A 22,869-nucleotide genomic window follows, 5' to 3' on the forward strand; every position below is an offset into this window, starting at 1 on the left:
CAGGCCTCATGGCGGCGGGAACCTGGCACATCCGCACGGGATATGTGACGTAGGTCTTACGAGACTGTTGCCGTGGGACGGAAGACCTTCAGCAGTCTTGAATCACATTCGTGACCCTTGTTCATACACGTGAACCGACTGTTCCGCGTCATGACTCCGAGGGAACGACGTCTCACCTCCGGACGTACGAACGGAGGTGCTGATGCTCCCGCCAGGCCGGCCTGCTCCCGGCGTCGCGCTGATCGACCCCGTACCGCTCTACCGCGAGGGCCTGTCCGGCCTGATCAGGCGGACGCCCGGCCTGCGCTGGCTCGGCTCGACGGGCGATCTGCACGCCGCCGTTCGGCTGCACGAACGACTGCGGCCCGACGTGCTGCTCGTCGACTCCGTGCTCGACCCCGTCGGCCACCTGGCCAGGCTGCTGGTCGAACGTGATCCCACGCTGCTGGTCATCGGTCTGGTCCGCGACGCGCACTCGCACGCGAACTACGTGACGAGCGCGCTGGAAGCAGGGGTGCGTGGCGTCGTGCCGCGCTCGGCACAGCCCGAGCAGATCGTGCGGGTCATCGCGGAGACGTTCCGTTCACGCGGTTACATACATCCCGACCTGCGCCCCAACGAACGGCCGACGCTGACGCGGCGCGAGTACGAGGTGCTCACGCTCATCGCGGACGGCCTGGAGAACCAGCAGGTCGCGAACGAACTCATCGTGTCCGTGGAGACCGTGCGGACCCACGTGAAGGGCATCCTGCGCAAGCTGAGCGCGCGCGACCGGACGCACGCGGTCTCGCTCGCCTACCGGTCAGGGCTGCTGATCGGCCGCCCAGCCGTGCTCGAGTAGCCCGAACAACTCCTCCGCCGCCTTCTCCCGGTCCTGGCGCCCGAAGATCACGTCACGTGCCTCCAGCGCGAACCGGGCCAGTCCCGCGCACCTCACGTCGTCCAGCGGCGCGCCGATGTCCTCGGCAATGGCGTGCGCCAGCGCGGTCTCGTGCCGGATCCACATGGTGCGCTGATACGCGCGCAACGACGGTGTGCTCTCGACCAGCCGGAGGAACGGCCCGAACAGCGGATGGTCGGCGTGACCCGCCGCGGCACCCACGAAGTGGTTCTTCAGCGCCTGCGGGATCGACTGCCCGGCCGGCCGGTCGCGCACGGCCGCGACCAGCGCGGACTCCATCTCCGCGTCCTCGTCGAAGAGCAGCGCCTCCTTGCTCGGGAAGTGCTTGAACAGCGTCGTCACCGACACGTCCGCCCGGTCGGCGATCTCCTTCACGCCCACGGCGTCGAACCCGCGCGCCAGGAACAGGTCCAGCGCCGCGTCGGCGATCGACTGGCGGGTCTGCCGTTTCTTGCGCTCACGGCGGCCGAGTTCGGTCACCACTCGATCGTACCGTGCGAGTTGAGCCACTTCAAAAGTGTAGTGGTTGCACTTTTGTACTCGATAGACTTTCATCGACGGCATGACCACACCACGCATCGCCATCGCAGGGGCCGGACTCGGCGGCCTGACCTGTGCCCGTGTTCTCCAGCTGCACGGCTTCGAGAACGTCACGGTCTTCGAGCGCGAGAGCTCGCCGGAGGCCCGCCAGCAGGGCGGCACCATCGACCTGCACGCCGACAGCGGCCAGGAGGCCATCCGCGCCGCCGGCCTGTTCGACGAGTGGCGCGCTCTCGCCCGCTTCGAGGGTCAGGAGCAGCGCAAGGTCGACCACGCCACGGCCGCGTTGGTCGAACACGAGCCACCAGAAGGCGACTTCCGCCCGGAGATCGACCGCGGCCAGCTCAGGAAGCTGCTGCTCGACTCACTCACACCGGGAACCGTCACGTGGGGGCTCGGCATCGGCTCCGCAACACCAGGTGAAGTCACCTTCCTGGACGGCTCCACCGGGCCGTTCGACCTGGTCATCGGCGCGGACGGCGCCTGGTCACGGGTGCGCCGGGCCGTCTCGCCCGCCCAGCCCGAGTACACCGGCGTGATGTTCGTCGAGACCAGGCACGACAACGACGAGCTGCTCCTCGACCTCACCGGCCAGGGCACGATGGTCGCCCACCACGAAGGGCTGATGCTGTGGGCTCAGCGCAACAGCGGCGATCACATCCGCGCGTACGCGTGCATGCGCGCGCGTGAAGATTGGAAGCCCTCCAACGCCGACCTGTTGGAGTTGTACACCGGCTGGCACCCGTCGCTGCAGGCGTTCCTCGCCGGCGAGCTGATCCACCGGCCGCTGTACGCGCTGCCCGTGCCCCACACGTGGGAGCACACGCCCGGTGTGACGCTGCTCGGCGACGCGGCCCACCTGATGCCCCCGCTGGGCGTCGGCGCGAACCTCGCCATGCAGGACGCGGCCGATCTGGCGCTCGCGATCGCCGCGCACGGTGTCCGTCAAGGTGCCCAGACCTACGAATCTGTCATGTTGCCGCGCGCGATCGAGGCCCAGAAGCTCACGAACGCGGGACTGCACGACATGGTCCCCGAGCGCCCCATACGCGTCTGACCGGCTCTCATGCCCGATTCAGGCGGGTTGCGGGACTGTCTACTTCGCCACCAGTGGGTGGTCGCTCTTGCCGGGGTTACTGTCGGGTAATACTCTGTTGTTACCGGTCAGTAGGCGACCCCGCCGCGACCCTGAGGAGTGAGCTGACGAGATGGGCCACTACAAGAGCAACGTCCGGGATCTCGAATTCAACCTGTTCGAGGTCTTCAACGTGCAGGACCACCTCGGCAAGGGGCCGTTCGAGCAGTCCGACGAGGACACCGCGCGCGGCGTTCTGGCCGAGATGAAGACCCTGGCGGAGGGTCCGCTCGCGGACTCGTTCGCCGACGCCGACCGCAACCCGCCGGTGTTCGACCCGGCGACGCACTCGGCCACCCTGCCGGAGTCGCTGAAGAAGTCGTACCAGGCCGTGTGGGACGGCGAGTGGTACCGCATGTTCCTGCCGGAGGAGCTGGGCGGCTTCGGCACCCCTCCGTCGGTCGCCTGGGCCGCGTCCGAGCTGATCCTCGGTGCCAACCCGCCGATCTACATGTACCTGGCGGGCCCGAGCTTCGCGACGGTCGTCTACAACAACGGCACCGAGCGCGACAAGCACTGGGCGCAGATCATGATCGACCGCGGCTGGGGCGCCACGATGGTGCTGACCGAGCCGGACGCCGGTTCCGACGTCGGTGCCGGCCGCACCAAGGCGATCAAGCAGGACGATGGTTCTTGGCACATCGAGGGCGTGAAGCGCTTCATCACGTCCGCGGACCAGGACCTGACCGAGAACATCATGCACCTGGTGCTGGCGCGCCCCGAGGGTGAAGGCATCGAGGCCAAGCCGGGCACCAAGGGCCTGTCGCTGTTCCTCGTGCCGAAGTTCCACTTCGACCCGCAGACCGGTGACCTGGGCGAGCGCAACGGCGCCTTCGTGACCAACGTCGAGCACAAGATGGGCATCAAGGCGTCCACCACGTGCGAGCTGACGTTCGGCCAGCACGGCGTCCCGGCCAAGGGCTGGCTGCTGGGCGAGGTGCACGACGGTATCGCGCAGATGTTCGACGTCATCGAGTACGCCCGCATGATGGTCGGCACCAAGGCCATCGCGACGCTGTCGACCGGCTACCTGAACGCGCTGTCCTACGCCAAGGAGCGCGTCCAGTCCGCCGACCTGACCCGCATGACGGACAAGACCGCCCCGCGCGTCACCATCACCAACCACCCGGACGTCCGCCGCAGCCTGATGCTGCAGAAGGCGTACGCCGAGGGCCTGCGCGCCGTGTACCTGTACACCGCGACGTTCCAGGACAAGGTGATGCTCGGCGGCGAGGACGCGGAGCTCGCGACGAAGGTCAACGACCTGCTGCTGCCGATCGTCAAGGGCGTCGGCTCGGAGCGTGCGTACGAGCAGCTGGCACAGTCGCTGCAGACGCTGGGCGGCTCGGGCTTCCTGCAGGAGTACCCGATCGAGCAGTACATCCGGGACTCGAAGATCGACTCCCTGTACGAGGGCACCACGGCCATCCAGTCGCTGGACTTCTTCTTCCGGAAGATCATCCGCGACAAGGGCCAGGCGCTCGCGTTCATCAACGGCGAGATCCAGAAGTTCCTCGACAACGAGGGTGGCAACGGCCGCCTGAAGGAGGAGCGCGCGCTCCTGAAGCAGGGTCTCGAGGACCTGCAGGGCATGCTCGGCGCGCTGGTCGGCTTCCTGACCTCGTCGCAGGAGGACGTCCGCAACCTCTACAAGGTCGGACAGAACTCGGTCCGCCTGCTGATGACCGCGGGTGACGTGCTCGTCGGCTGGCTGCTGCTGCGTCAGGCCGAGGTCGCGCTGGAGAAGCTGGGCGGCACGCCGTCGGCCAAGGACAAGGCGTTCTACGAGGGCAAGGTCGCCGTGGCGTCGTTCTTCGCGAAGAGCGTGCTGCCGGAGCTCACCGCCCGCCGCAAGATCGCCGAGTCGACCGACAACGCGCTGATGGACATCGACGAGAGCGTCTTCTAAGACACTCCGCGGACAACGGGTCCTCCCACCTCCTGCCCGAGGTGCGAGGACCCGTTTTCATTGCGTCAGAAGGAGAGCGCCATCGCCAGCGGGCCGATGACGGCGCCGATGTTGAGGGCGGCGGTCGCGTAGGAGCCGGCCATGGTGGGTGCGCCTGCCGCGTGGTGCAGGACGCGCGCGATCAGGGTGCTGCCCACCGCGAACGACAGGACACCCAGCAAAAAGACCAGTACCAGCAACGCGATCGGCTCCCTGCCGAGGACGTCGAGACTCGACCAGCCGGCGAGCAGCAGAGGTCCGCCGAGCACCACGACCGGCCGCGGTGACGAGTCGGCCAGTCTGCCGCCGAGGGTGACGCCGAGGAACGCGCCCACGCCGAAAAGCACCAGCACGACCGGTACCCACCACTCGCTCAACCCGGCGACATCCGTCACGACCGGAGCGAGGAACGTGAAGTGGCCGAACGTCACGGCGTTCACCAGCACCGCGAGCAGGATCACCAGCACCAGCCGCGGTTTGCCGAGCTCGGCCAGCTCAGGTCGCAGCGCCGGCGGTGCGGTGCGAACCCGGCGCACCGGAGTCCCGGCCAGAACGCCGATCGCCGCGGGCACGCAGAGGACGGCGACCGCGACGAACGTGGCGCGCCAGCCCAGTGCTGTGCCGAGGAGCGAGCCTCCTGGCACACCGGCGATCGTCGCCACCGTCGTGCCCGACAGCAGCACGGCAAGCGCCTGTCCACGCCGTTGCGGTGAGACCAGCGCGGCCGCCGTTGTGAGTGCCACGGCGAGAAACCCGGCGTTCGCCAGTGCTGCGACCAACCTCGACATCAGCAGCACAGCGAAGTCCGCGGTGGCGGCGCCGACCAGATGTGCGATCAGGAAGACGACGACGAACGCGAACAAGCTTGAGCGTGGCGACCAGTTGCGGGCGATCACCGCCATCAACGGGGCGCCGACGACCATGCCGGCGGCGAAGGCGGAGGTGAGCAGGCCGGCGGTGCCGACCGGCACGCCGACGTCGCCCGCGATGGCGGGCAGCAGACCGGCGAGCATGAACTCGGAGGTGCCCATGGCGAACACGGCCAGGGCGAGCAGGTACAGCGAAAGAGGCACAGAAGTACTCCGGAGGCAAAGGGTTGTCGGGGCTGACGGTTAGACCGCAGCCCCGGCCCTGGATGCCTCCGGAGTCGACATGACCGGCACGCTAGCGCGCCCGCACCGCGGCACGCATCCGGTTTTCAGCCCTTGAAAGCGCGCGCAGCGACGAAGCAATAGACGCCGAACGCGGCGATGCCGATCGCGACGGCAGCGAGGAGATACGGACCGAACGGTTGTGCGGCGACGGTTTTCAGCGCCTTGTCCATGCCGCCTGACTGCTGCGGGTCCGCAGTGATCGCCGCCAGGCCGATGAGGACACCGATCACGCCGTACGCGAAACCCTTGCCGATCCAGCCGATCCGGCCGACCGGTTCGATCCACGACGGCGCCCGGCTCATGTCCAGATCCTTCTCGAAGGACTTCTTGAATCCCTTGTAGGCGATCACACCCGCAGTGATCAGCACGCCGATCGCGACCGCGCCGACGAGCCACTGACCGCCCGGCCACGCGAGCACCTGCGCGGTCAGTTCCTGTTGCTGCTGCGTGGTGTCCTCGGCGGCGCCGCTCGTCGCGTACTTGAAGGCGCCCAACGCGATCGCGCTCGCGGTGATGGCACGGGCGGCGGAGCCGATGCGCTTGGAGATCCGCTTGCGCTTCTTGGCGACGTAGGAGTAGCCGACGAAGGCCAGAATCAGCTGCCAGATGGCGAAGAAGACCAAACCGATGCCCACTGTCCACAGCAGCCAGGCACCGTTCTCGGCGAGCTCGCTCAGCGCGCCCTTCGAATCCGTCCGCTCGGCGCCTCCGCCGAACGCGACCTGGAGCGCCAGCCACGCAATCAGCACGTGGACCGCTCCGTACACAACCATCCCCACCCGCCCCAGCGTCTGGACGATGGGATGTCTTCGCGCCTCATGCGCAACAGTGGCCACGAACGGGTGAATACCCGCGCGTGGCCACTGCAAATCTCTCCGGGAGCCGGAAGAGGGCTCAGCCGCCGGGTGGCGGCTCACAGATGATCTTGAACTGCGGGTCGTAGCGGACGGTGCGCGACTCGGTGCGAGACTGGCCGGTGCGGCGGTCCTTTATCGTGCGGGTGTCCGTCACGGAGAAGCCGGGGGCGCCGTTGCTCGGCGTGCACCCCTCCTTGTTGATCTTCTTCTCCTGCGGCTGGGTGGGGTTGAACTCACCGCTGGTGGAACCGGTGACGTCGTAGTTCTTCGTGCCCCACAGCCTGATGGTGATCGAGGACGGGGTCCAGATCGTCTGGATGGCGACGCCCGTGTCGTCCGGGTTCGTGAACGCGATGTCGATCAGGCTGTTGCCCGCGCCGTCCATGAACACGGTGGCCTCACGGCCCTTCGGGTACCGCGTGATCCAGTAGCTGTGCTCCTTGTGGCCCGCGTCCTTCATGCCCGCGTAGTAGTACGCGTTGTAGAGCGTGGTCGCGAACTGCGAGATGCCGCCACCGACCGCTTTGCCGGGGATGCCGTTCTCGATGATGCCCGCCTCGACGTAGCCCTGCGCGGTGCCGCGGGGGCCCGTGTACTTGTTGAGGCTGAACGTCTCCTTGGGCTTCACGATCGCGCCGTTGACCTTTTCGGCCACGACCCGGATGTTGACACCCGAGGCGGGAGCGAAGCCACCGGTCTGGAACTCGCCGATGACCTCCTTGATGCCCATCTTGTTCGCCTGCTCGGTGGTGACCTTCGCGGGCGTGTGCTTGTACTCGAACTTGATCTCGCGCGCGTCGGTCTTCTTCAGCGTGTCGAAGTACGGCTGGAGGTTCTTGTCCCAGTCGAGGTCGAGGCCGTCCACCGACTCCTTGACGGTCGGCTTGCCGCCCTCGAAGACGATCTGGGCGTCCTTGCCCTCTCGGACCGTGTCCTTGAGCTGCGGGAGGGCCGCCTCGACCAGCTTGTCCTTGTTCGGCTTGACGTTGAGAGCGCCGCCGTCGCCGGGCTCGAACACCAGCGTGTTGAAGATCTGCTCCGGCGTGAGGTTCGCGTCCTTGCCCTCACCCTTGATCTTGACCGGCCCGGACACCGCGGTCTTGACGATGTCGTTGAGCGCCTGCTCGACGCCCTCCTTGGTCGTCTTGACCGGGGTGAAGTCCATCGGGACCTCGACGGGGTTGCCGGAGGCCCAGTTCGAGACGATGACGTTGACGGCCTCCTCGGCCTTCAGCTTCTGACCGTTGTGCGGCTCGACGGCGACAGCGTTGCCGCCCTCGAACTTGATGGTGCCCTCGGTCGGCTCGTGGTCGAGCTTCGGCCGCATGGCCTCCAGCGCGCTGCCGACCTTCGCGTCGTCCGCCTTCGTCGCGACACCGACCTCGCGGCTGGTGAAGAACGAGGTGACGCGCGTGATCGGGCTGAGCGGCTGGCTGCCGGCACGATCGACCGTCGCGTTCCAGTCGAGCTCCAGACCCGCCGTCTTGGGGTCGAGCTCCGCGGTGACGTCGCCCGCCTTCAGCGCGACCGGCTTGCTCAGGCGCGGGCCGATCTCGTCGCGCAGCTTCTTCTCGGCCTCGCCGTGACCCATGCCGCCGACGTCGACGCCGGCCACCGTGACTCCGCGCGGCACGTTGCCGCTGGAGACGAGGATGTCGAGGCCGTAGAGCAGGCCGAACGCGCCGACGACGGCCGCGGCCACGATCAGGGCCTTCTTCTTGCCGTTGCGCGGCTGTTCCTCGTCCTCGCCCGGCTCGATCATCACCGGCCCGTAGACGCCGGAGTCCTCTGGCTGCTGCGGCGGCGGCGGCACCGGCTGCATGAACTCCGTGGCGTCCTCACCGGCGGGAAAGCCGACGCCTGGCACGGCCGCGGTGACGGTCGGCTCGTTGTCCGGTTCCTCGGACGGCCACGCATCCGTGGACGCGTTCGCGTTCACGGGCGAAATCTTCGTCGTCTGCTCGGAGGCCGTGCCTCCAGGGTTGACCGGCGGCATCGCTCTCGTCTTGTCAGCGTCGTACGGCACAGCTCTCCCCGTTGCCCTGTCTCCTGAGGCGGCAAATGTGTGTAGCTATCAGGCGCAGATCACTAACCGGCGGCTCATAGGTACAAACCAGTACCGTGCTCGGTGAGTTCGCTGGCCACAGCGTGCAGATCACGTTCCCTCATCACGAGATACGTGGTGCCCTGCACCTCGACCTCAAGCTGATCTTCCGGGTTGAACAGAACCCGGTCGCCCACCTTCACGTGACGCACGCTGGTACCGACCCCGAACACATCACCCCACGCCAACCGCTTCGCCATCTGGGCGGTAGCGGGGATCACGATGCCTCCGCTGGAACGCCGCTCGCCGTCCTCCGGCGAGATTCGCACCATGACACGGTCGTACAGCATCTGGATCTCGAGCTTGACATCAGGCACCAGCAGAGTCTACGTGGCCTGCTGAGGTGCCTCGTCCATGCCGCCCATGAGCAGCGGCAGCCGGGTAGGTGCATCGGCAACCACTTGAACCGGCACCCCCCAATCCTGCCTGGTCAGACGGCAGACCGGGTGTTCGTCGGCAGGATCGTTGCTGCAACTGGCCGCCTGCGCCACCACGTGCAACACGCCGTTCGTGACCTGATCGTTGATCCGCAACGCCCGTACCAGTTCGGTGCCGACGCCGGCACCCTCCAAGATCAGCTCCGGCGGCGAGCTGGTGATCTCCAGCCGCGTCGAGGGGCCGTACCTGTCGTCGAGCTTGGTGCCCGTCGGCGGGGTGAAGATGACAGCCAGTTCGATCTCCCCGGCCGCGATGTCGGTGCTCGGACGCTTCACCTCGTGGGCTTCACCGTCGATCTTCGTGGCTTCCTTGGTGAACCGCTCGAGCCGGTGGGCGGCGCTGGCCACCACCACGAGCTCGTCGTCGACCAGGAGAGCGTCGGACGGCTCGGCGATGTCCGTCGCGATGGTGGTGAGCGCGTTGGTCTCGGGGTCGTAGCGCCTGATCGCGTTGTTGTAGGTGTCCGAAATGGCGATCGAGTGGTCTTTGAGGACGGTGACGCCGAGCGGGTGCTGAAGGAGAGCTTCTTCAGCGTCGCCGTCCTTGTGGCCGAACGCGAACAGGCCCTTGCCGACGACGGTGCGGACCTCGCCGTTCTCGAGGTAGCGCAGTGCGCTGGTCTCGGAGTCGACCATCCACAGCCGGTCGCCGTCCGCGGCCAGACCGGAGGTTTGGGCAAAGAAAGCTTCTTCTTTGGGACCGTCGTTGATGCCTTCGACCGTGGTGCCCGCGAGCCGGCTCGTGGTGTTGGTCTCGGGGTCGAAGAAGCCCAGCGTGTGGTTGCCGGCCATGGCGATGGCCACGCCGCCGTTCCACCACGCGACGTCCCACGGACTGGTCAGGTCGATCTTGTCGGCGGGTCCGTCGGTCTCGCCGTCACGCCACTGCTCTCCGGTGCCGGCGAGGGTCGTGACCTCGCCGGTTTCGAGGTTGAGGCCGCGCAGCAGGTGGTTGACGGTGTCCGCGATGACGACGTCGTAGCCGTGGGTGTTGGGGACGAGGGTGAGGCCCGCGGGCTCGGAGAAGGTGGGGCTCGTGCCGTCCCGCCTGCCCCGCTCGCCGGTGCCGATGCGGCGGATGACGGTCTCGCCGTCGGCCTCGAGCTCGACGATGCTGTGGTGCGCGGAGTCGCTGACCAGGATCGTGTTGCTCGGGGTGACGATCGCCTTGGCGGGGAACCGCAGCGTGGTGTCCTGGGGCTCCGGTGCGACGTACGGGCCGTTGCCGCGGTGCAGCGTGCCCTTCTGCTGATGCTCTTCCTTGAGTTCCCTGATGATCGTTTTGAGGGCTTCGACGTGGCCTTCACCAGCGGCGACGTGGACGATGTAGCCCTCGGGGTCGATCAGGACGAGGGTGGGCCACGCCTTGACGGCGTAGTTCTGCCAGGTGGTCAGCTCCGGGTCGTCGAGGACGGGGTGGTGCACCTCGTAGCGCTCGACGGCGGCCTTCAGCGCGTCGGCGTCGGCCTCGTGGACGAACTTCGGCGAGTGGACGCCGATGGTGACCAGGACGTCCTCGTGCTCCTTCTCGAGGGGGCGCAGCTCGTCGAGGACGTGCAGGCAGTTGATGCAGCAGAACGTCCAGAAGTCGAGCAGCACGATCTTGCCGCGCAGGTCCTTGAGGCTGACCGTGGTGTCACCCGTGTTGAGCCAGCCGCGTCCGACCAGTTCGGGGGCGCGGACACGGGCGCGGCGCTTCGCAGTCGTCACGGCCGTATCCAACACTGTGGACGGTCGGGCTGTTCCGGCGTCCATCATGTGGACGGGGTCAACACCTCGCGAGCGTTTTCCGCGGCGGTGCGCACGTGCGGCCAGCGCGGGTGACGCAGGTGAGCGGGGTCGGGCGCGACGGGGTCGAGCTGGTCCAGAACGCCCAGCAGCGGAACCGGCACCGCTCTGATCGCCGCGACCTCGTGCTCGTCCCTCAGCGTCCAACCGACCGACTCGGCCACGTCCCGCCGGCCCCGGACGGTGTCGTCGACCAGCCGGTGAACGGCCTCGGTGAGGCCTGGCCACCGCTCGACCGCTTCCGGAACGAGAGTCGCGAGCACTTCGAGGGCGGCGATGACGTCGGCACGCATTCCGGGCGATCTGAGCTCTGTCATGGTCACCGCTCTCAAGCCTGCGCTTCGGGAGGTGGATGCCGGAGAAGTCCGCGAACTCAGGACCGCGCGCACGAGGTCGAAGTCGTGCCCCTGCCAGCTCACCGGTGCGCCGTCGCGGAGATGCCGGGCGATCACGTTGGTGATCGACAGCCGGATTTCGGACTCGGTGTCGTGGTACCACTCCGATTCCAGCGAGGTCGAGCCGGGCCGTCGGTGCCGTCGGAAAGCCGAGCGCTGCCCACAGAAGCACGGCGGCCGCCGCAAAGACGGTTGGACCGATCAGCACAACCAGGCTGATGTGCTTTCTGATTGACCAGAGAAGCCCGGATTCCACGATGATGGGAGGTAACCGCCCACCTGAACCTTTGCGCCGTGTTTGGCGTAGAGGATCCCGGGAGGTGCGCGATGGTGGAGTACCTGGTGGTCGGTGCGGGTCCTGCGGGGCTGCAGATGGGGCGTTTCCTGCACCAGGCGGGCCGCGACTACGTGATTCTGGAGGCCGAGCCGGGGCCGGCGAGTTTCTTCCGCAGGTTTCCCCGGCACCGGGTGCTGGCGACGGACGACAACTCGCTGTTCGAGGGGGTGCCGTTCGCGCGGTACAGCAAGCGGGCGTTTCCCGGCGCGGACGATCTGGTGCGGTATCTGGAGGACTTCGCGCGGCCGTTGAACATCCGGTACAACACGCGGCTCACGCACGCGGACCAGTACGAGGCGCGGCACGTCATCCTCGCCACCGGCCAGAAGCCTCACGTGCCGGGCATTCCGGGGATCGAGCACGCCGAGACGTATGCCAGCGCCAGCACCGATCCGACCGAGTACGCGGGGAAGCGGGTGCTGATCGTCGGGCGCGGGCACAGCGCGTTCGAGACGGCCGACCACATCGCGGCCACGGCTCGGCTCACGCACACCGTCGGGCGGACGGTGCAGCGGATCGTCAAGGACGGCAACGGGTTCGTCGCAACGATCGACGGCAGCGGGGAGCTGCGGTACGACAAGGTCGTCGTGTGCACGGGCTTCCGCAGGGACACCAGTCTCGACGTGCCGCACGCGCACGTCGTCACGGGCGACTCGATCAAGGCGATCCGGCATGCCGCACGGGCGTTGCACCGGACGTTGGAGGCCGAGCACCACGGGGTGCCCTGGCCGCACCGGAAGATGCGCAACCGGCCCGACTCGCTGGCTGCCACCGTCGCCGTCCGGGCGAGGCAGATTCCCGAGGGACTGGCGGATGTCGTTGTGCCCCAAGGCGGGCACGCGCTGATCTACGACGAGATGCCCACGACCGAACGCAACGGGTTCGTGGTCACGCGCACTCAGGTCCGGCACTACCGGCGCAACGAGCTGATCGCGGTCGAGTGCCGGTTGCACCGCAAGCCGCTGGAGAGGTTCTTCTCGCAGCAGCTCGCGGTGCCCTGCATCTCCTAGGCCGGCAACGTGCGCGCGAGGAATGCAGCGGTCAGGTCCCAGGCGCGGTCGGCGGCGTCCTTGTCGTACCAGGGGCCGAGGTGGTTGAGGTACGCGTGGCCCGCGGCCTCGAGGTGGATCTCGGCGCCGTCGTGCGCGGCCACCGCGTCCACGACCTTCTGGTACTCGGTGATGAACGCGTCCTCGGTGCCGAAGTGGAACAGGATGGGACAGGACACCTGGTCCAGCGTGCTGATCTGGTCGGGTACGCCGGAGCCGTAGAACGACACGGCGGTGTCCGGGTCGGAGGCGACGGCCGCCGCGTACGCCAGGGTGCCGCCGAGGCAGAAGCCGAGCACGCCGACGCCGCCGGTGACCTCCGGCAGGTCGCGCAGGTACTTGACCGACGCGACGACGTCCTGGACGGCCAGCAGGAAGTCGAGATTGCCGACGACCTCCATCGACTTCTGGATGCCGGCCTCGTCGTGCTCACCCACCCAGCCCGGCTGGAAGCGGTGGAACAGCTCGGGCACGGCCACGACGTAACCGAGCGCGGCCAGCTTCTCGGCGACGCCGCGCAGGTAACCGTCCAGGCCGAAGATCTCCTGGATCAGGACGATGCCGGGGCCGGACCCGGACTCGGGGAGCCAGACGGGCAACGGCATGTCGTCAACTCGATGGGTCATAAGACGATCCTGCCCGAGGATCGTGGCAGCACCTTCGCCGTGGGCAGGCCTGTGAGCCGGTCGACACCGTCGAGGCGTTGGGATGCCAAGTGCGCCGCGCACGGAGACGATGCGTACGGGATCTGCCCCTCCAGAGGACCATGTCTGTTCGTTCAGTTCATTCCGGCAGGCCCGGATTCCTTCTCCGGCCGAAAAGAAGCCCTGTTCGCCGTGGCGGCGAACAGGGCTTCGACATTCCGCTCGTCGACACCATGCGTCTGTCCGGCCAGGACAGAACAAGGCTCAGGCAGCCGGCCCCGAAGATCCGGCCAACTCAGCGGTCAACAAAGAAGGAGAAACCTTCCCGACGTTTCTTGCAAGCGCAAGCAAGAATGTCCGGCCTGGACGGGGTGGATGTCGCCCGAACCCTCGGTGGCGACATCCACCCCGTCACTTTCGGAGTGTGGCTTCGGTCTTGACCAGACCGGGCCTCATCAGCCGATCAGGCTGCCCTTGACACCCGCGTCCTGCTGGAAGACCGGAGCGGTGCTGCAGGCGTTGTAGTCCGAACCCAGCAGACCACCCTGCTGCCACGGAGCGGGGCACGGGATGTTCACGTTGACCAGCGGCGCACCGACGGTGCCGACAAGCTGGTTGATCGGCGCGTTGGCGTACACCGGGGCAGCGGCGACCTGGCTGAAGTCAGACGCCTTCACGTCGTCCTCGCCTGCCGAGGCGACAGCCGACGATGCCAGAACGGAACCGACCGCGAGGGTGGCCGCCACAGTCCCGAGGACCGTCCGACGCAGGGCGTCCAAATTGAACATGGATGCTTCTCCGTTCCCTGCAAGATGGGGACCGCTCAGATTGCGTCCTGCCCAGGACCGGGCAGGAATGCACGCGGTGAATCGAGTGCCGTCACATCAGTTCCGACTCCGGCCGTCGCAGTGGACACACGCACTTCGTGCTCCTACTTCACCCAAAGTGTTCTGGTTCCACAGTTGGACACACCCTGAATGGACACGCCCCGAGGTTCCCCGAAAAAATCACACGATCCCATTGGTAAGCCACCAACCCGATATTCGAAACCGCAGGGTCTCCCACGGCGGCACGTCAGGACAGTCGTAACGTCGCAACAGGCGGCGCCACCGGCAGGAGCCTTCGACCGGCTCGACGTGGCGAAACACGTTCGTGTGCAAGACGATGCTGCCCGATAATCGGGCGATGATCAGGCTGATCGCGACCGACCTCGACGGCACGCTGCTCCATCCCGGCGGGGTGCTGAGCGACCGCACCCGCGCCACGCTCGAGGCCGTCGACGCCGATGTCGTGGTCGTCACCGCCCGGCCGCCGCGATACGTGGAGGACCTGGCGCTCACCGGCACGGCGATCTGCGCCAACGGGGCGATGATCTACGACCTGGCGAACCGGCAGGTCCTGGAGGCGCAGACGGTGCCGCTCGACATCGTGCGGAAGGTGGCCGAGGCGCTGGCCGAGGTGATCCCCGACGTCGGCATCGCGGTCGAGACCGGCCTGGAAGTGCTGGGAGAGCCGCGCTTCCAGGGCTTCGGACCGAACAATCCACACAGGACACTGGAGCTGCTCGACCACGTCTTCGACGAAGCGCACCAGGTCGTGCAGATGCTCGCGTGGGCGCCGGATGCCGAGGCCGATCATCTGATGGAGATCGCCGCGGAGGCGGTCGGGCAGCACGTGACGGTCACGCACTCCGGCGGTATCGGCCTCCTGGACATCAGCCCGCCCGGCGTCTCGAAGGCGTCGGCGCTCGAATCCCTGTGCAGAGCAAGGGGAATCAGCAAAGAGGAAGTCATCGCGTTCGGTGACATGCCGAACGACCTGTCGGTGCTCGGATGGGCCGGCACGGCGTACGCGATGGGCAACGCGCATCCGCGCGTCAAGCAGGCCTGCAGCAACCACGCGCCGCCGAACACCGAGGACGGCGTCGCCCAGATCATCGAGCAGCTCTTCCGGCTCTAACGGCGCGGCACCGAGGTGGGTCCGGCCACCTCGGCACCCAGAGCTGTCACGCGCCGCCGCAGCTCGCGATCCGCGGTCACCACGGTCACCGGCCGGTCGGTGCCTTCCGACCGCACGACCTCGACGATCTTGTCGTCGCCGGAGCCGTCAGCGGCGACCACCCGGACGCCGTCGACGCTGGAGATGTTGCGCGCCTTGCCTTCCACGACGAGGACCACCTCCTCGTCGCGACCCTGCAGGGCGTCGCGGAGGCGTTCGGCCGCGCCCGCTCTGTCGCGCCACCACCCGTCGGGCACCGAACCCACGACGTTGGCTGCGTCGACCACGAGCAACGGCTTCACGCCTCTCAGACTGCCTCAGCCCCGGCGCGCCCGCAGCGCGTCGAGCGAGTCCGGGCCTTCGTCAGCGTCGGACAGCGCGACGGACGCGGAGACTCCGGCCCAACGCAGCACGGCCGCTGTCGCAGCAGCACGTTCCCTCTCCGGCAGCTTCGCGATGTTTGCGCCGTGGTTGCCTCCTGGCACCACCAACGACAACGAGTCGCGCGTACCCGGACCGAGGCGGAACGGTTCCGCGCTCCACGGGTCGTTCTGGCCGTTCACGAACAGCAGCCGCGAGCCCTGGTGGCGCACCCAGCGGTCGATGTCCTTCATCGCGTGGCGGTCGAAGCGGGGGAACTCGATCGAGGCGGGCACCATCGTGCGCGGCACGCTGACGCCGGGGTGGCGCAACAGGTCGCGCACCGCAGACTCGTCGGCTTCCGGCCAGCCGAGCTGCGTGCCCGCCTGGTAGTAGTAGGTCTCGTAAGGCGCGACGCCGGCATCGGTGTAGAAGTCCCAGCCAACGGTCTTGTCGACGAACGTCCAGAGGTCGTCGACCGAAGCACCCGAACCGGGAACCAGAACGCACTGGTCCTGGGGTCCGTATTGCCAGAACGTGAACGGTGTGTCCAGGACGAGGACCTCCAGCGCCCGGTGCGCGCCGCCGAACTGCTTGTAGGTGTAGCCCTTGGCCTCGAGGCGAGAAACGATCGCGTCGCGGTGCTGCAGGATCTGCCTCTGCACACCTTCCAGCCGCCGGTTGCACGTCGGGTCGTTGCCGACGTTGCGGATGAACTCGCCGTAGACGTCGCGGTCGTTCACCACGTCGTTCGGCGCCACGTACGCGATGGTCGCGTCGACGTCGCGCGGGAAGAACCGGCGGTGGTAGACCGACGTCATGCCACCCTTGCTGGCACCCGTCGAGAGCCAGCGGGCGCCGTAGATCTTCTTGAACGCGGCGACGATCCGGTGGTGGTCGCTTGCCGCCTGCCAGATGTTCAGGTCGTCCCAGTCCGCCGGCGACGGGCGGGACGGCGTGAAGAACCGCTGCTCCACGCTGATCTGGTTGCCGTCGACGAGCCGGGCCGGCTCGGACGCGCTGATCGTGCCGGACAGGTGGTAGCCGGAGGTGTGCAGCACCATCGGCTTGGTCTCCGCCTTGTGCAGCAACGAGAACCGCTGCTCGAACCGGACGCCGCGCGGCTTGCGGTGGTCCGCGGGCTGCTGCATGCCGAGGACGAACGTCCGCGCGGTGCCGGACGTCCCCTCGCTGATGATCCGCACACCGGGGATGGCGGCGATGCGGTCCTTGATGTCGGGAGCGGCGGATGCGACCGAGGCGACGCCCATGACCTGTGTAGATGCCAGGCCGAACGCCAGCAGGGAGCGTACGAGTCTGTTCACCAGGCCAAGCTATTGAGCCCGCACGCCCAGAAGGACCGGCCGATCGTCGCCTATTCGAAGCTGGCGTAGTACGACGCGGCCATGTCCTCGTCGCCGTGGCCCTTCGTGACAGCGCGGTTGAGCCGCGCACTCGACGCCTGCGCCACGTCGAGGTGAACGTTGGCGCGCACCGCGGCCTCGTTCACCAGCAAGGCGTCCTTCAACGCGTTCTGCACGGTGAACGACGGCGGGAAGGACCGCTCGATGATCGCGTTGCCCTTCATCTGCAGGTACGCGCAGTCCGTCGCACCGCCGGAAACGGCTTCCAGGAACAGCTTCGGGTCCAGCCCGGATGCCTCGGCCAGCGACACGGCCTCACCCACCGCGGCGGTCAGCGCGAGCACCCAGCTGTTCGCGACGAGCTTCAACCGGGACGACGCACCGGCCTCACCGACCCACATCGTGCGAGCACCGATGACGTCGAAGATCGGCTGGACGCGCTCGCGCAGTTCGGGAGCACCGGAGGCGAGCACGACGAGATTGCCTTCGGCCGCCGGTTTCACGCTGCCCAGCACCGGTGCGTCGACGAACTCCAGCCCGAGGGAGCGGGCGAGCGCGATGTGGTCCTCGGTGGCCGAGATTCCGACAGTGGACGCCTGGATCCACACCGCGTCGTGCGGCAGCGAAGGAGCGGCGTCCTGCATGGCCGCGGTGACCGTGGTGCCGTCGTTGAGCATCGTCAGCACGATCTCCACGCCCTCGACGGCCTGAGCAGGCGTGTCGGCGACCGTGGCGCCCTTCTCGGCGAGCGGTTCGGCTTTGGCGCGCGTGCGGTTCCAGACCCGGACGTCGTGTCCGGCAGCGGCGAGGTTGGCTGCGATGGGGGCACCCATGAGGCCGGTGCCGAGCACGGCGATCTTCATGTTCCCAGCAAACAAGAAACCTCGCGGTGCTGCCAGGTCGGGGGTCCGACAGCACCGCGAGGTCAACCGTGACATCGGCGGACCGACGTGCACTGTTACAGAGCCATCATACTGTGGCACGGATCACGTTTAACAGATTGAAGCCCCTGGAGCGCGGGAGGTGCTCCAGGGGCTTCCGTTTGGGGAGGCACTCGCGACGGGGCGCCGTCGAGCGAGTGCCGGGTCGAGTCAGCGCAGGGTGGTGACCTGAGCCTGGGCGATGGCCATCAGCTCGTGACGCATGGCCGGGGTGGTGGCCATGTCGATCGCGCGAGCCACGGCCTTCCGGTTGCGCGCCTCGGCACGACGGGCGCGGAGCTTCGCTGCGAAGTTCATCGGGGTCTGCACTTCCCTACTCGGAGGTCTGTTCGGTTGGTGACTTAAGTATGCACCCTCAGACCTGTGAACGCACGCGATTGTCCGGTGAGTTGGGGCACACGCCGATGAATCATCGGCTGACAACGTGAACGGCCGGACAACATCACTAGTCCTCTCGGCCCAGCAGGAACCTCCCGAAGTGCGGCACGGTGAAGGCGATCTGTCCACGTTCGGCGCTGTAGACCAGGCCTTTCTTGATGAGCGAGTCCCGCGCGGGCGACAGCGACGAGGGCTTGCGGCCCAGGTGGTCGGCCACCTGGGCCGTGTTGACTCCCGCATCCTTTCCGTCGGTCAACTCGGCCATCGCCCGGAGATACTCGCGTTCAGCGGGCGTCGCACGCTCGTATCGGGAGCCGAAGAAGCCCACGGCCAGCTCCGCGTCGGCCTCGGGAGCGGCCACGGAGACGTCCAGCGCGGAGATCGGATCGGCCGGCGCGGCGTCCCAGGCGGCCTTGCCGTAGGCCTGGATGAAGTACGGATAACCACCCGACGCGTCGAACAACGCGTCCAACGCCTCGTCCGTGATGCCCGCGTCCTCCCGCTCGACCGGCGCGAGCACCGCGCGGTCGGCGTCCTCCCGGCTGAGCCGGTCGATGCGGACGTAGCGGAAGAGCCGTTCCGAGTACGACTTGCTGGCCGACAGCACCGCGGGAAGGTGCGGCAGACCCGCTCCGACGACCACAAGAGGCGCGCCGAGCTGCGACAACTCGTGGCACGCCGCGCACAACGCGCTGATGTCGTCCGGCTTGAGGTCCTGCATCTCGTCGATGAGCAGCGCGACGCCCGTGCCCACGTCCTGGGCGAGCTCGGCGACGTCGGTGAACAGCTCGACCAGGTCGATCTCGATGTCACCGGAGTCCGCACGCCCCTGCGCGGCCGGCACGTCGATTCCCGGCTGCCAGCGATCGCGCAGCTTGGCGCCGTCGGGTGCCGCTCTCAGCGCGAACGCCTTGAGGATGCCGAGGATCGCCTCGACCCGGTCCGGCGCGCGGTGCCGGACCGCGAGGTCGCGGATCGCCCGGTGCAGCGCGGCGGAGAGCGGCCGGCGGAGGTCGGCGTCCGGCCGTGCCTCGACCTTGCCGGCACCCCACCCGCGTTTGACGGCCATGGACCGCAGCTCGCCGAGCAGCACCGTCTTGCCGACACCTCGCAGGCCCGTCAGCACGAGGCTGCGTTCGGGACGGCCGCGGGCCACGCGTTCGAGCACCACCTCGAAGGCGGAGACCTCCTTGTCCCGGCCGGCGAGCTCAGGAGGCCGCTGGCCTGCACCGGGAGCGAACGGATTGCGCACCGGGTCCATGCCTCGCACCGTATCGGCGTTTCTAGCGCCCGAAGTAGAGACGCGCAGACGAACCACGACTGGATCTGTATTCGGCTTTATAGTGATTGAGCAATACTGCTGAATAGTTGCGGATGGACCTGGGCACGGGTTGGCTGGGCGACGTGGCTGAAGTCGTGACGAAGGGGACCGGTGAGGTCGAGCGAACCGCTGACCGCGCCCAGGTGGACGTGACGTTCGAGGCTGTCGGTGCCGAACGCTCCGAGGCGGTGAGCACGCTCAACCAGCGCATTTCCACCGTCGAACCGCTGCTCGAGAACTTCGAGGTGCGGTCGCGGCAGCTGTCCGTGCACGACAACTGGGACAACAACCAGCGCGTCGGCAGCCGCGCGTCGCAGCAGTACGTGATCTGGGTGAGCGACCTGGACCGGCTCGACGGGCTGCTGGCCGAGCTCGTGCAGGCCGAACCGTCGTGGATCAACGGACCGTCGTGGACGCTCGTCGACGACACCGAGGCCATCCGGGAGGCGCAGAGGGAAGCCGTCGCGGACGCGCTCCGCCGGGCCGAGGGCTATGCGACGGCGCTGGGGCGGCGGCTCGGGCCGTTGTTGCGCATCGGCGACACCGAAGGCGGGCACTACTCGCCGATGGCCCGTTCGGCGAGCTTCGAGATGGCCGGGGCCGCGGGGATGGTGGACCAGCTGAACCTCAAGGCGCAGCAGATCACCGTGACCGCCACGTGCACAGCAGCTTGGTCGCTGCTCGACTAACTGGCCTGCAGAGCCACCATCGCGGCGTGAACGGCCGCCGCGTCGCGGTCGCCCGGCTTGGCCTCGCGCCAGTTCGTCAGCCACACGTCACGGCGTGCGGCCGCGGCGGCCAGTGTCAGCACGACGTAGGCGCGGCGGTCCCAGCTGCGTGCCGACGCCATCGCGTCGGCGGCCGGTCTCCACTCGTCGCGGAGGGTGCCGCTGAGCGCGCGGGCCAGCACCGGATCCTGCGCGGGATCAACGTACGACTCCAGCATGCGCCTACCCCCAGGTCCGCATCATCGCGGTTCAGAGAGTCTGCATGGCGCTCAGCCAGAAATCACGCATGACGGGCGGCGAGGTGGGGCTCGTCATCGCGGTTCGGGTGAGCAGGATCGTGATCAGGCCCTGCGACGGGATCACGTGGGCCGCTGTGCCGGAACCACCGACCCAGCCGTAGCGGCCCGCGACGTTCCACGGGTCGATCTCCGCGACGTCGACGCTGCCGCCGATGCCCCAGCCCTGACCCTCCAGGAAGATCCGCGCGGCTTCGCGCTCCGCTGCCGTCATCGTGTCGACCGCCAGCTCCGCGAGCAGGTCACCCTCCAGCAAGAACCTGTTGAACGCCAGCAGGTCGTCCGCGGTGGACCGCAGGCCACCGGCGCCGGACGGGAAGGTCTCGCTGGTGAAGCCCGTGTTCGTCATGCCCAGAGGCACGTAGAAGCGTTCGGCCAGGAAGTCCGGGAGTGAGCCCGTGACGCGGTGGACCAGCAGTCCGAGCACGTCGTAGGACGTGTTGTAGAGCCAGCCGTCGCCCGGCTGGTGCAGCAGCGGCACCCCGGCGAGCTGTTTCAGCCACTCGTCCGGCGGCGGCGGGTCGTGCGGGGGCACGTCTTCGAGGAGCTTCTGCGTGACGGGCAACGAGAAGTCCGCCGTGAAGCCCCAGCCGCAGCGGGACGTCAGCAGATGTCGGACGGTGATCGCGTTCGTCACGGGGACGACGTCGTCGACCGGGCTGCCCGGCGTGCGCACCACCACCGGTTTCGCAAGCTCCGGCAGCCAGGTCGCGATCGGGTCGTCGAGCCCGATCCGGCCGTCCCGCACCAGGAGCATCGCGGCGGTGGCCACGATCGGCTTGGTGACCGAGGCGATCGGGAAGACCGACTCGCGGGTGTCCTCGGCGATCGCCGCGTACTCGACGTCGTCACCTCTGGCGACCAGCGCGACCGCGGACGGCGTGGACTCCTGGTGCGCCTCCAGAACTTCCTGCAGCGTCATGAATGGTTCGACTTCAGGAGTCTGCGAAACTCATCGCTCCAGGATCGCGGTGATGCCCTGACCGCCGGCGGCGCAGATCGACACGAACCCGCGCCCGCTGCCCTTCTGGTGCAGCAGCTTGGCCAGCGTCGCGACGATCCGGGCGCCGGTGGCGGCGAACGGGTGCCCCGCGGCCAGCGAGGATCCGTTGACGTTGAGCTTCGCGCGGTCGATCTCGCCGAGGTCGGTCTCCCAGGCCTTCAGCGTCGCCAGCACCTGCGATGCGAACGCCTCGTGCACCTCGTAGAAGTCGAACTCCTGCAGCTTCAGGCCCGCCTTGTCGAGCATGCGCGGCGCGGCGTGCACCGGGGCCATGAGCAGGCCCTCGTCGCCGTGCACGTAGTCGACGGCGGCGGTCTCGGCGAAGGTCAGGTAGGCGAGCACGGGCAGGTTGCGTTGTTTCGCCCACTCCTCGGTGGCCAGCAGGACCGCGGAGGCGCCGTCGGAGAGCGGGGTCGAGTTGCCGGCGGTCATCGTGTCGCCGAAGACCGGCTTGAGCTTGGCGAGCTTCTCGACGCTGCTGTCCGGGCGGAGGTTCTGGTCGCGGGTCAGGCCGAGGTACGGCGTGACGAGGTCGTCGAAGAAGCCCTCGTCGTAGGCGCGGGCGAGGTTGTGGTGGCTGCGCGCGGTGAGCTCGTCCTGGTCCTCACGCGTGATGCCGTACTTGGCGGCGGTGACGGCCGCGTGCTCGCCCATCGACATGCCGGTGCGCGGCTCGCCGTTGCGGGGCAGGTGCGGCACGACGTGGCTGGGGCGCAGCTTGGTCAGCAGGCTGACCTTGCGGGTGCGGTTGAACTCCAGCAGGAGCTTGCGGAAGTTCTCGTTCACGCCGATCGGGGCGTCGCTGGTGGTGTCGACGCCGCCCGCGATGCCCGCCTCGATCTGGCCGAGCGCGATCTTGTTGGCCACCGCGATGATCGCCTGGAGGCCGGTGCCGCACGCCTGCTGCAGGTCGTACGCGGGCGTTGCGGGACTGAGCTTGCTGCCCAGCACCGACTCGCGGACGAGGTTGAAGTCGCGCGAGTGCTTGAGCACGGCGCCCGCGACCACCTCGCCGAGGCGTTCTCCCTGCAGGTTGAAGCGGCTGACCAGCCCGTCGAGGACCGCGGTGAACATGTCCTGGTTCGACGCGGTCGCGTACGGACCGTTCGAGCGGGCGAACGGGATGCGGTTGCCGCCGATGATCGCTACTCGCATACCGGCATACTACCTACTAGCGAGTAGACTTACTAG

General features: G+C 67.9%; 22 protein-coding genes and 1 pseudogene. 6 read left to right on the forward strand and 17 right to left on the reverse strand.

The window, feature by feature from the left end:
- Positions 1 to 202 precede the first annotated feature (202 nt).
- Positions 203 to 841: a LuxR C-terminal-related transcriptional regulator gene (locus tag ABFX45_RS00145; protein WP_109632924.1), complete on the forward strand. Its 639-nt coding sequence runs from the start codon at positions 203 to 205 to the stop codon at positions 839 to 841.
- Here the strand turns inward: ABFX45_RS00145 and ABFX45_RS00150 are convergent.
- Positions 803 to 1,381 carry a TetR/AcrR family transcriptional regulator gene (locus ABFX45_RS00150; protein ID WP_346126720.1) on the reverse strand — a complete coding sequence of 193 codons (579 nt, stop codon included), beginning with the start codon at positions 1,379 to 1,381 and terminating at the stop codon, positions 803 to 805. The two genes, ABFX45_RS00145 and ABFX45_RS00150, sit on opposite strands and share 39 nt — an antisense overlap.
- Before the next feature lie 82 nt (positions 1,382 to 1,463).
- Here ABFX45_RS00150 and ABFX45_RS00155 point away from each other — a divergent pair, with 82 nt between their 5' ends.
- Together ABFX45_RS00155 and ABFX45_RS00160 are read left to right on the forward strand one after the other, a co-directional pair.
- Complete coding sequence (locus tag ABFX45_RS00155; protein ID WP_346126722.1) at positions 1,464 to 2,498, forward strand: FAD-dependent oxidoreductase; 1,035 nt, start codon at positions 1,464 to 1,466, stop codon at positions 2,496 to 2,498.
- A gap of 151 nt (positions 2,499 to 2,649) precedes the next feature.
- Positions 2,650 to 4,485 carry an acyl-CoA dehydrogenase gene (locus ABFX45_RS00160; RefSeq protein ID WP_109629678.1) on the forward strand — a complete coding sequence of 612 codons (1,836 nt, stop codon included), beginning with the start codon at positions 2,650 to 2,652 and terminating at the stop codon, positions 4,483 to 4,485.
- 77 nt (positions 4,486 to 4,562) lie between these two features.
- Here the strand turns inward: ABFX45_RS00160 and ABFX45_RS00165 are convergent.
- From ABFX45_RS00165 to ABFX45_RS00190, 6 genes and pseudogenes are all read right to left on the reverse strand, one after another.
- Positions 4,563 to 5,597, reverse strand: a pseudogene (locus ABFX45_RS00165) (Cmx/CmrA family chloramphenicol efflux MFS transporter); the annotation flags it as partial.
- Between the two features lie 125 nt (positions 5,598 to 5,722).
- On the reverse strand, positions 5,723 to 6,595 hold the full coding sequence (locus ABFX45_RS00170; RefSeq protein WP_346126725.1) for a DUF1206 domain-containing protein: 873 nt from the start codon (positions 6,593 to 6,595) through the stop codon (positions 5,723 to 5,725).
- The gene (locus ABFX45_RS00175) at positions 6,573 to 8,348 is read right to left on the reverse strand and encodes a VanW family protein (protein ID WP_428834063.1); all 1,776 of its coding nucleotides are present in this window, start codon (positions 8,346 to 8,348) and stop codon (positions 6,573 to 6,575) included. The genes ABFX45_RS00170 and ABFX45_RS00175 overlap by 23 nt, the downstream gene beginning before the upstream one ends.
- Positions 8,349 to 8,635: 287 nt before the next feature.
- Positions 8,636 to 8,929, reverse strand: coding sequence for a GroES family chaperonin (locus ABFX45_RS00180; protein WP_109632928.1), 294 nt, complete (start codon positions 8,927 to 8,929; stop codon positions 8,636 to 8,638).
- Positions 8,930 to 8,965: 36 nt separating this feature from the next.
- Complete coding sequence (locus ABFX45_RS00185) at positions 8,966 to 10,831, reverse strand: NHL domain-containing thioredoxin family protein (RefSeq protein WP_346127310.1); 1,866 nt, start codon at positions 10,829 to 10,831, stop codon at positions 8,966 to 8,968.
- On the reverse strand, positions 10,831 to 11,181 hold the full coding sequence (locus tag ABFX45_RS00190) for an SCO4402 family protein (protein WP_146231359.1): 351 nt from the start codon (positions 11,179 to 11,181) through the stop codon (positions 10,831 to 10,833). Before ABFX45_RS00190 ends, ABFX45_RS00185 begins: the two co-directional genes overlap by 1 nt.
- A 405-nt stretch (positions 11,182 to 11,586) precedes the next feature.
- Here ABFX45_RS00190 and ABFX45_RS00195 point away from each other — a divergent pair, with 405 nt between their 5' ends.
- Positions 11,587 to 12,606, forward strand: coding sequence for an NAD(P)-binding domain-containing protein (locus ABFX45_RS00195; RefSeq protein WP_346126727.1), 1,020 nt, complete (start codon positions 11,587 to 11,589; stop codon positions 12,604 to 12,606).
- Here ABFX45_RS00195 and ABFX45_RS00200 read toward each other — a convergent pair.
- Positions 12,603 to 13,271, reverse strand: coding sequence for a dienelactone hydrolase family protein (locus ABFX45_RS00200; protein ID WP_346126729.1), 669 nt, complete (start codon positions 13,269 to 13,271; stop codon positions 12,603 to 12,605). The two genes, ABFX45_RS00195 and ABFX45_RS00200, sit on opposite strands and share 4 nt — an antisense overlap.
- Before the next feature lie 473 nt (positions 13,272 to 13,744).
- Positions 13,745 to 14,077 (reverse strand): hypothetical protein, encoded by a 333-nt coding sequence (locus ABFX45_RS00205; protein ID WP_346126731.1) that lies wholly within the window; start codon positions 14,075 to 14,077, stop codon positions 13,745 to 13,747.
- A 397-nt stretch (positions 14,078 to 14,474) separates the two neighbouring features.
- Here ABFX45_RS00205 and ABFX45_RS00210 point away from each other — a divergent pair, with 397 nt between their 5' ends.
- Positions 14,475 to 15,248: an HAD family hydrolase gene (locus tag ABFX45_RS00210; protein WP_346126733.1), complete on the forward strand. Its 774-nt coding sequence runs from the start codon at positions 14,475 to 14,477 to the stop codon at positions 15,246 to 15,248.
- On the opposite strand, the gene ABFX45_RS00215 is transcribed toward ABFX45_RS00210, so the two are convergent.
- The 5 genes from ABFX45_RS00215 to ABFX45_RS00235 all read right to left on the reverse strand — a co-directional run bounded on the left by ABFX45_RS00215 (position 15,245) and on the right by ABFX45_RS00235 (position 19,591).
- Entirely contained in the window at positions 15,245 to 15,589 is a 345-nt protein-coding gene (locus ABFX45_RS00215) for a PIN domain-containing protein (RefSeq protein ID WP_211337113.1), read from the reverse strand. The genes ABFX45_RS00210 and ABFX45_RS00215 overlap by 4 nt on opposite strands.
- A 15-nt stretch (positions 15,590 to 15,604) precedes the next feature.
- Complete coding sequence (locus tag ABFX45_RS00220) at positions 15,605 to 16,972, reverse strand: S28 family serine protease (protein WP_346126736.1); 1,368 nt, start codon at positions 16,970 to 16,972, stop codon at positions 15,605 to 15,607.
- A gap of 50 nt (positions 16,973 to 17,022) precedes the next feature.
- Entirely contained in the window at positions 17,023 to 17,874 is an 852-nt protein-coding gene (locus ABFX45_RS00225) for an NAD(P)-dependent oxidoreductase (protein WP_346126739.1), read from the reverse strand.
- Positions 17,875 to 18,102: 228 nt separating this feature from the next.
- Positions 18,103 to 18,249: a hypothetical protein gene (locus ABFX45_RS00230; RefSeq protein WP_167969512.1), complete on the reverse strand. Its 147-nt coding sequence runs from the start codon at positions 18,247 to 18,249 to the stop codon at positions 18,103 to 18,105.
- 148 nt (positions 18,250 to 18,397) lie between these two features.
- Positions 18,398 to 19,591, reverse strand: coding sequence for an ATP-binding protein (locus tag ABFX45_RS00235; RefSeq protein WP_109629709.1), 1,194 nt, complete (start codon positions 19,589 to 19,591; stop codon positions 18,398 to 18,400).
- A 143-nt stretch (positions 19,592 to 19,734) separates the two neighbouring features.
- Between ABFX45_RS00235 and ABFX45_RS00240 the strand changes: the two genes are divergently transcribed.
- Positions 19,735 to 20,340, forward strand: coding sequence for an SIMPL domain-containing protein (locus ABFX45_RS00240; RefSeq protein WP_346126742.1), 606 nt, complete (start codon positions 19,735 to 19,737; stop codon positions 20,338 to 20,340).
- Here ABFX45_RS00240 and ABFX45_RS00245 read toward each other — a convergent pair.
- The 3 genes from ABFX45_RS00245 to ABFX45_RS00255 are packed head-to-tail and all read right to left on the reverse strand — an operon-like array spanning position 20,337 to position 22,833.
- A complete protein-coding gene (locus tag ABFX45_RS00245) occupies positions 20,337 to 20,597 on the reverse strand; it encodes a hypothetical protein (protein WP_346126744.1) in 261 nt (86 codons plus the stop codon). The two genes, ABFX45_RS00240 and ABFX45_RS00245, sit on opposite strands and share 4 nt — an antisense overlap.
- Positions 20,598 to 20,628: 31 nt before the next feature.
- Complete coding sequence (locus ABFX45_RS00250) at positions 20,629 to 21,597, reverse strand: serine hydrolase domain-containing protein (RefSeq protein WP_109629714.1); 969 nt, start codon at positions 21,595 to 21,597, stop codon at positions 20,629 to 20,631.
- Between the two features lie 30 nt (positions 21,598 to 21,627).
- Positions 21,628 to 22,833, reverse strand: a complete 1,206-nt coding sequence (locus tag ABFX45_RS00255; RefSeq protein WP_109629715.1) for an acetyl-CoA C-acetyltransferase — start codon at positions 22,831 to 22,833, stop codon at positions 21,628 to 21,630.
- Positions 22,834 to 22,869 lie beyond the last annotated feature (36 nt).

Origin of the sequence: Lentzea roselyniae, assembly GCF_039537795.1 — a bacterium.
Classification (GTDB): domain Bacteria; phylum Actinomycetota; class Actinomycetes; order Mycobacteriales; family Pseudonocardiaceae; genus Lentzea; species Lentzea atacamensis.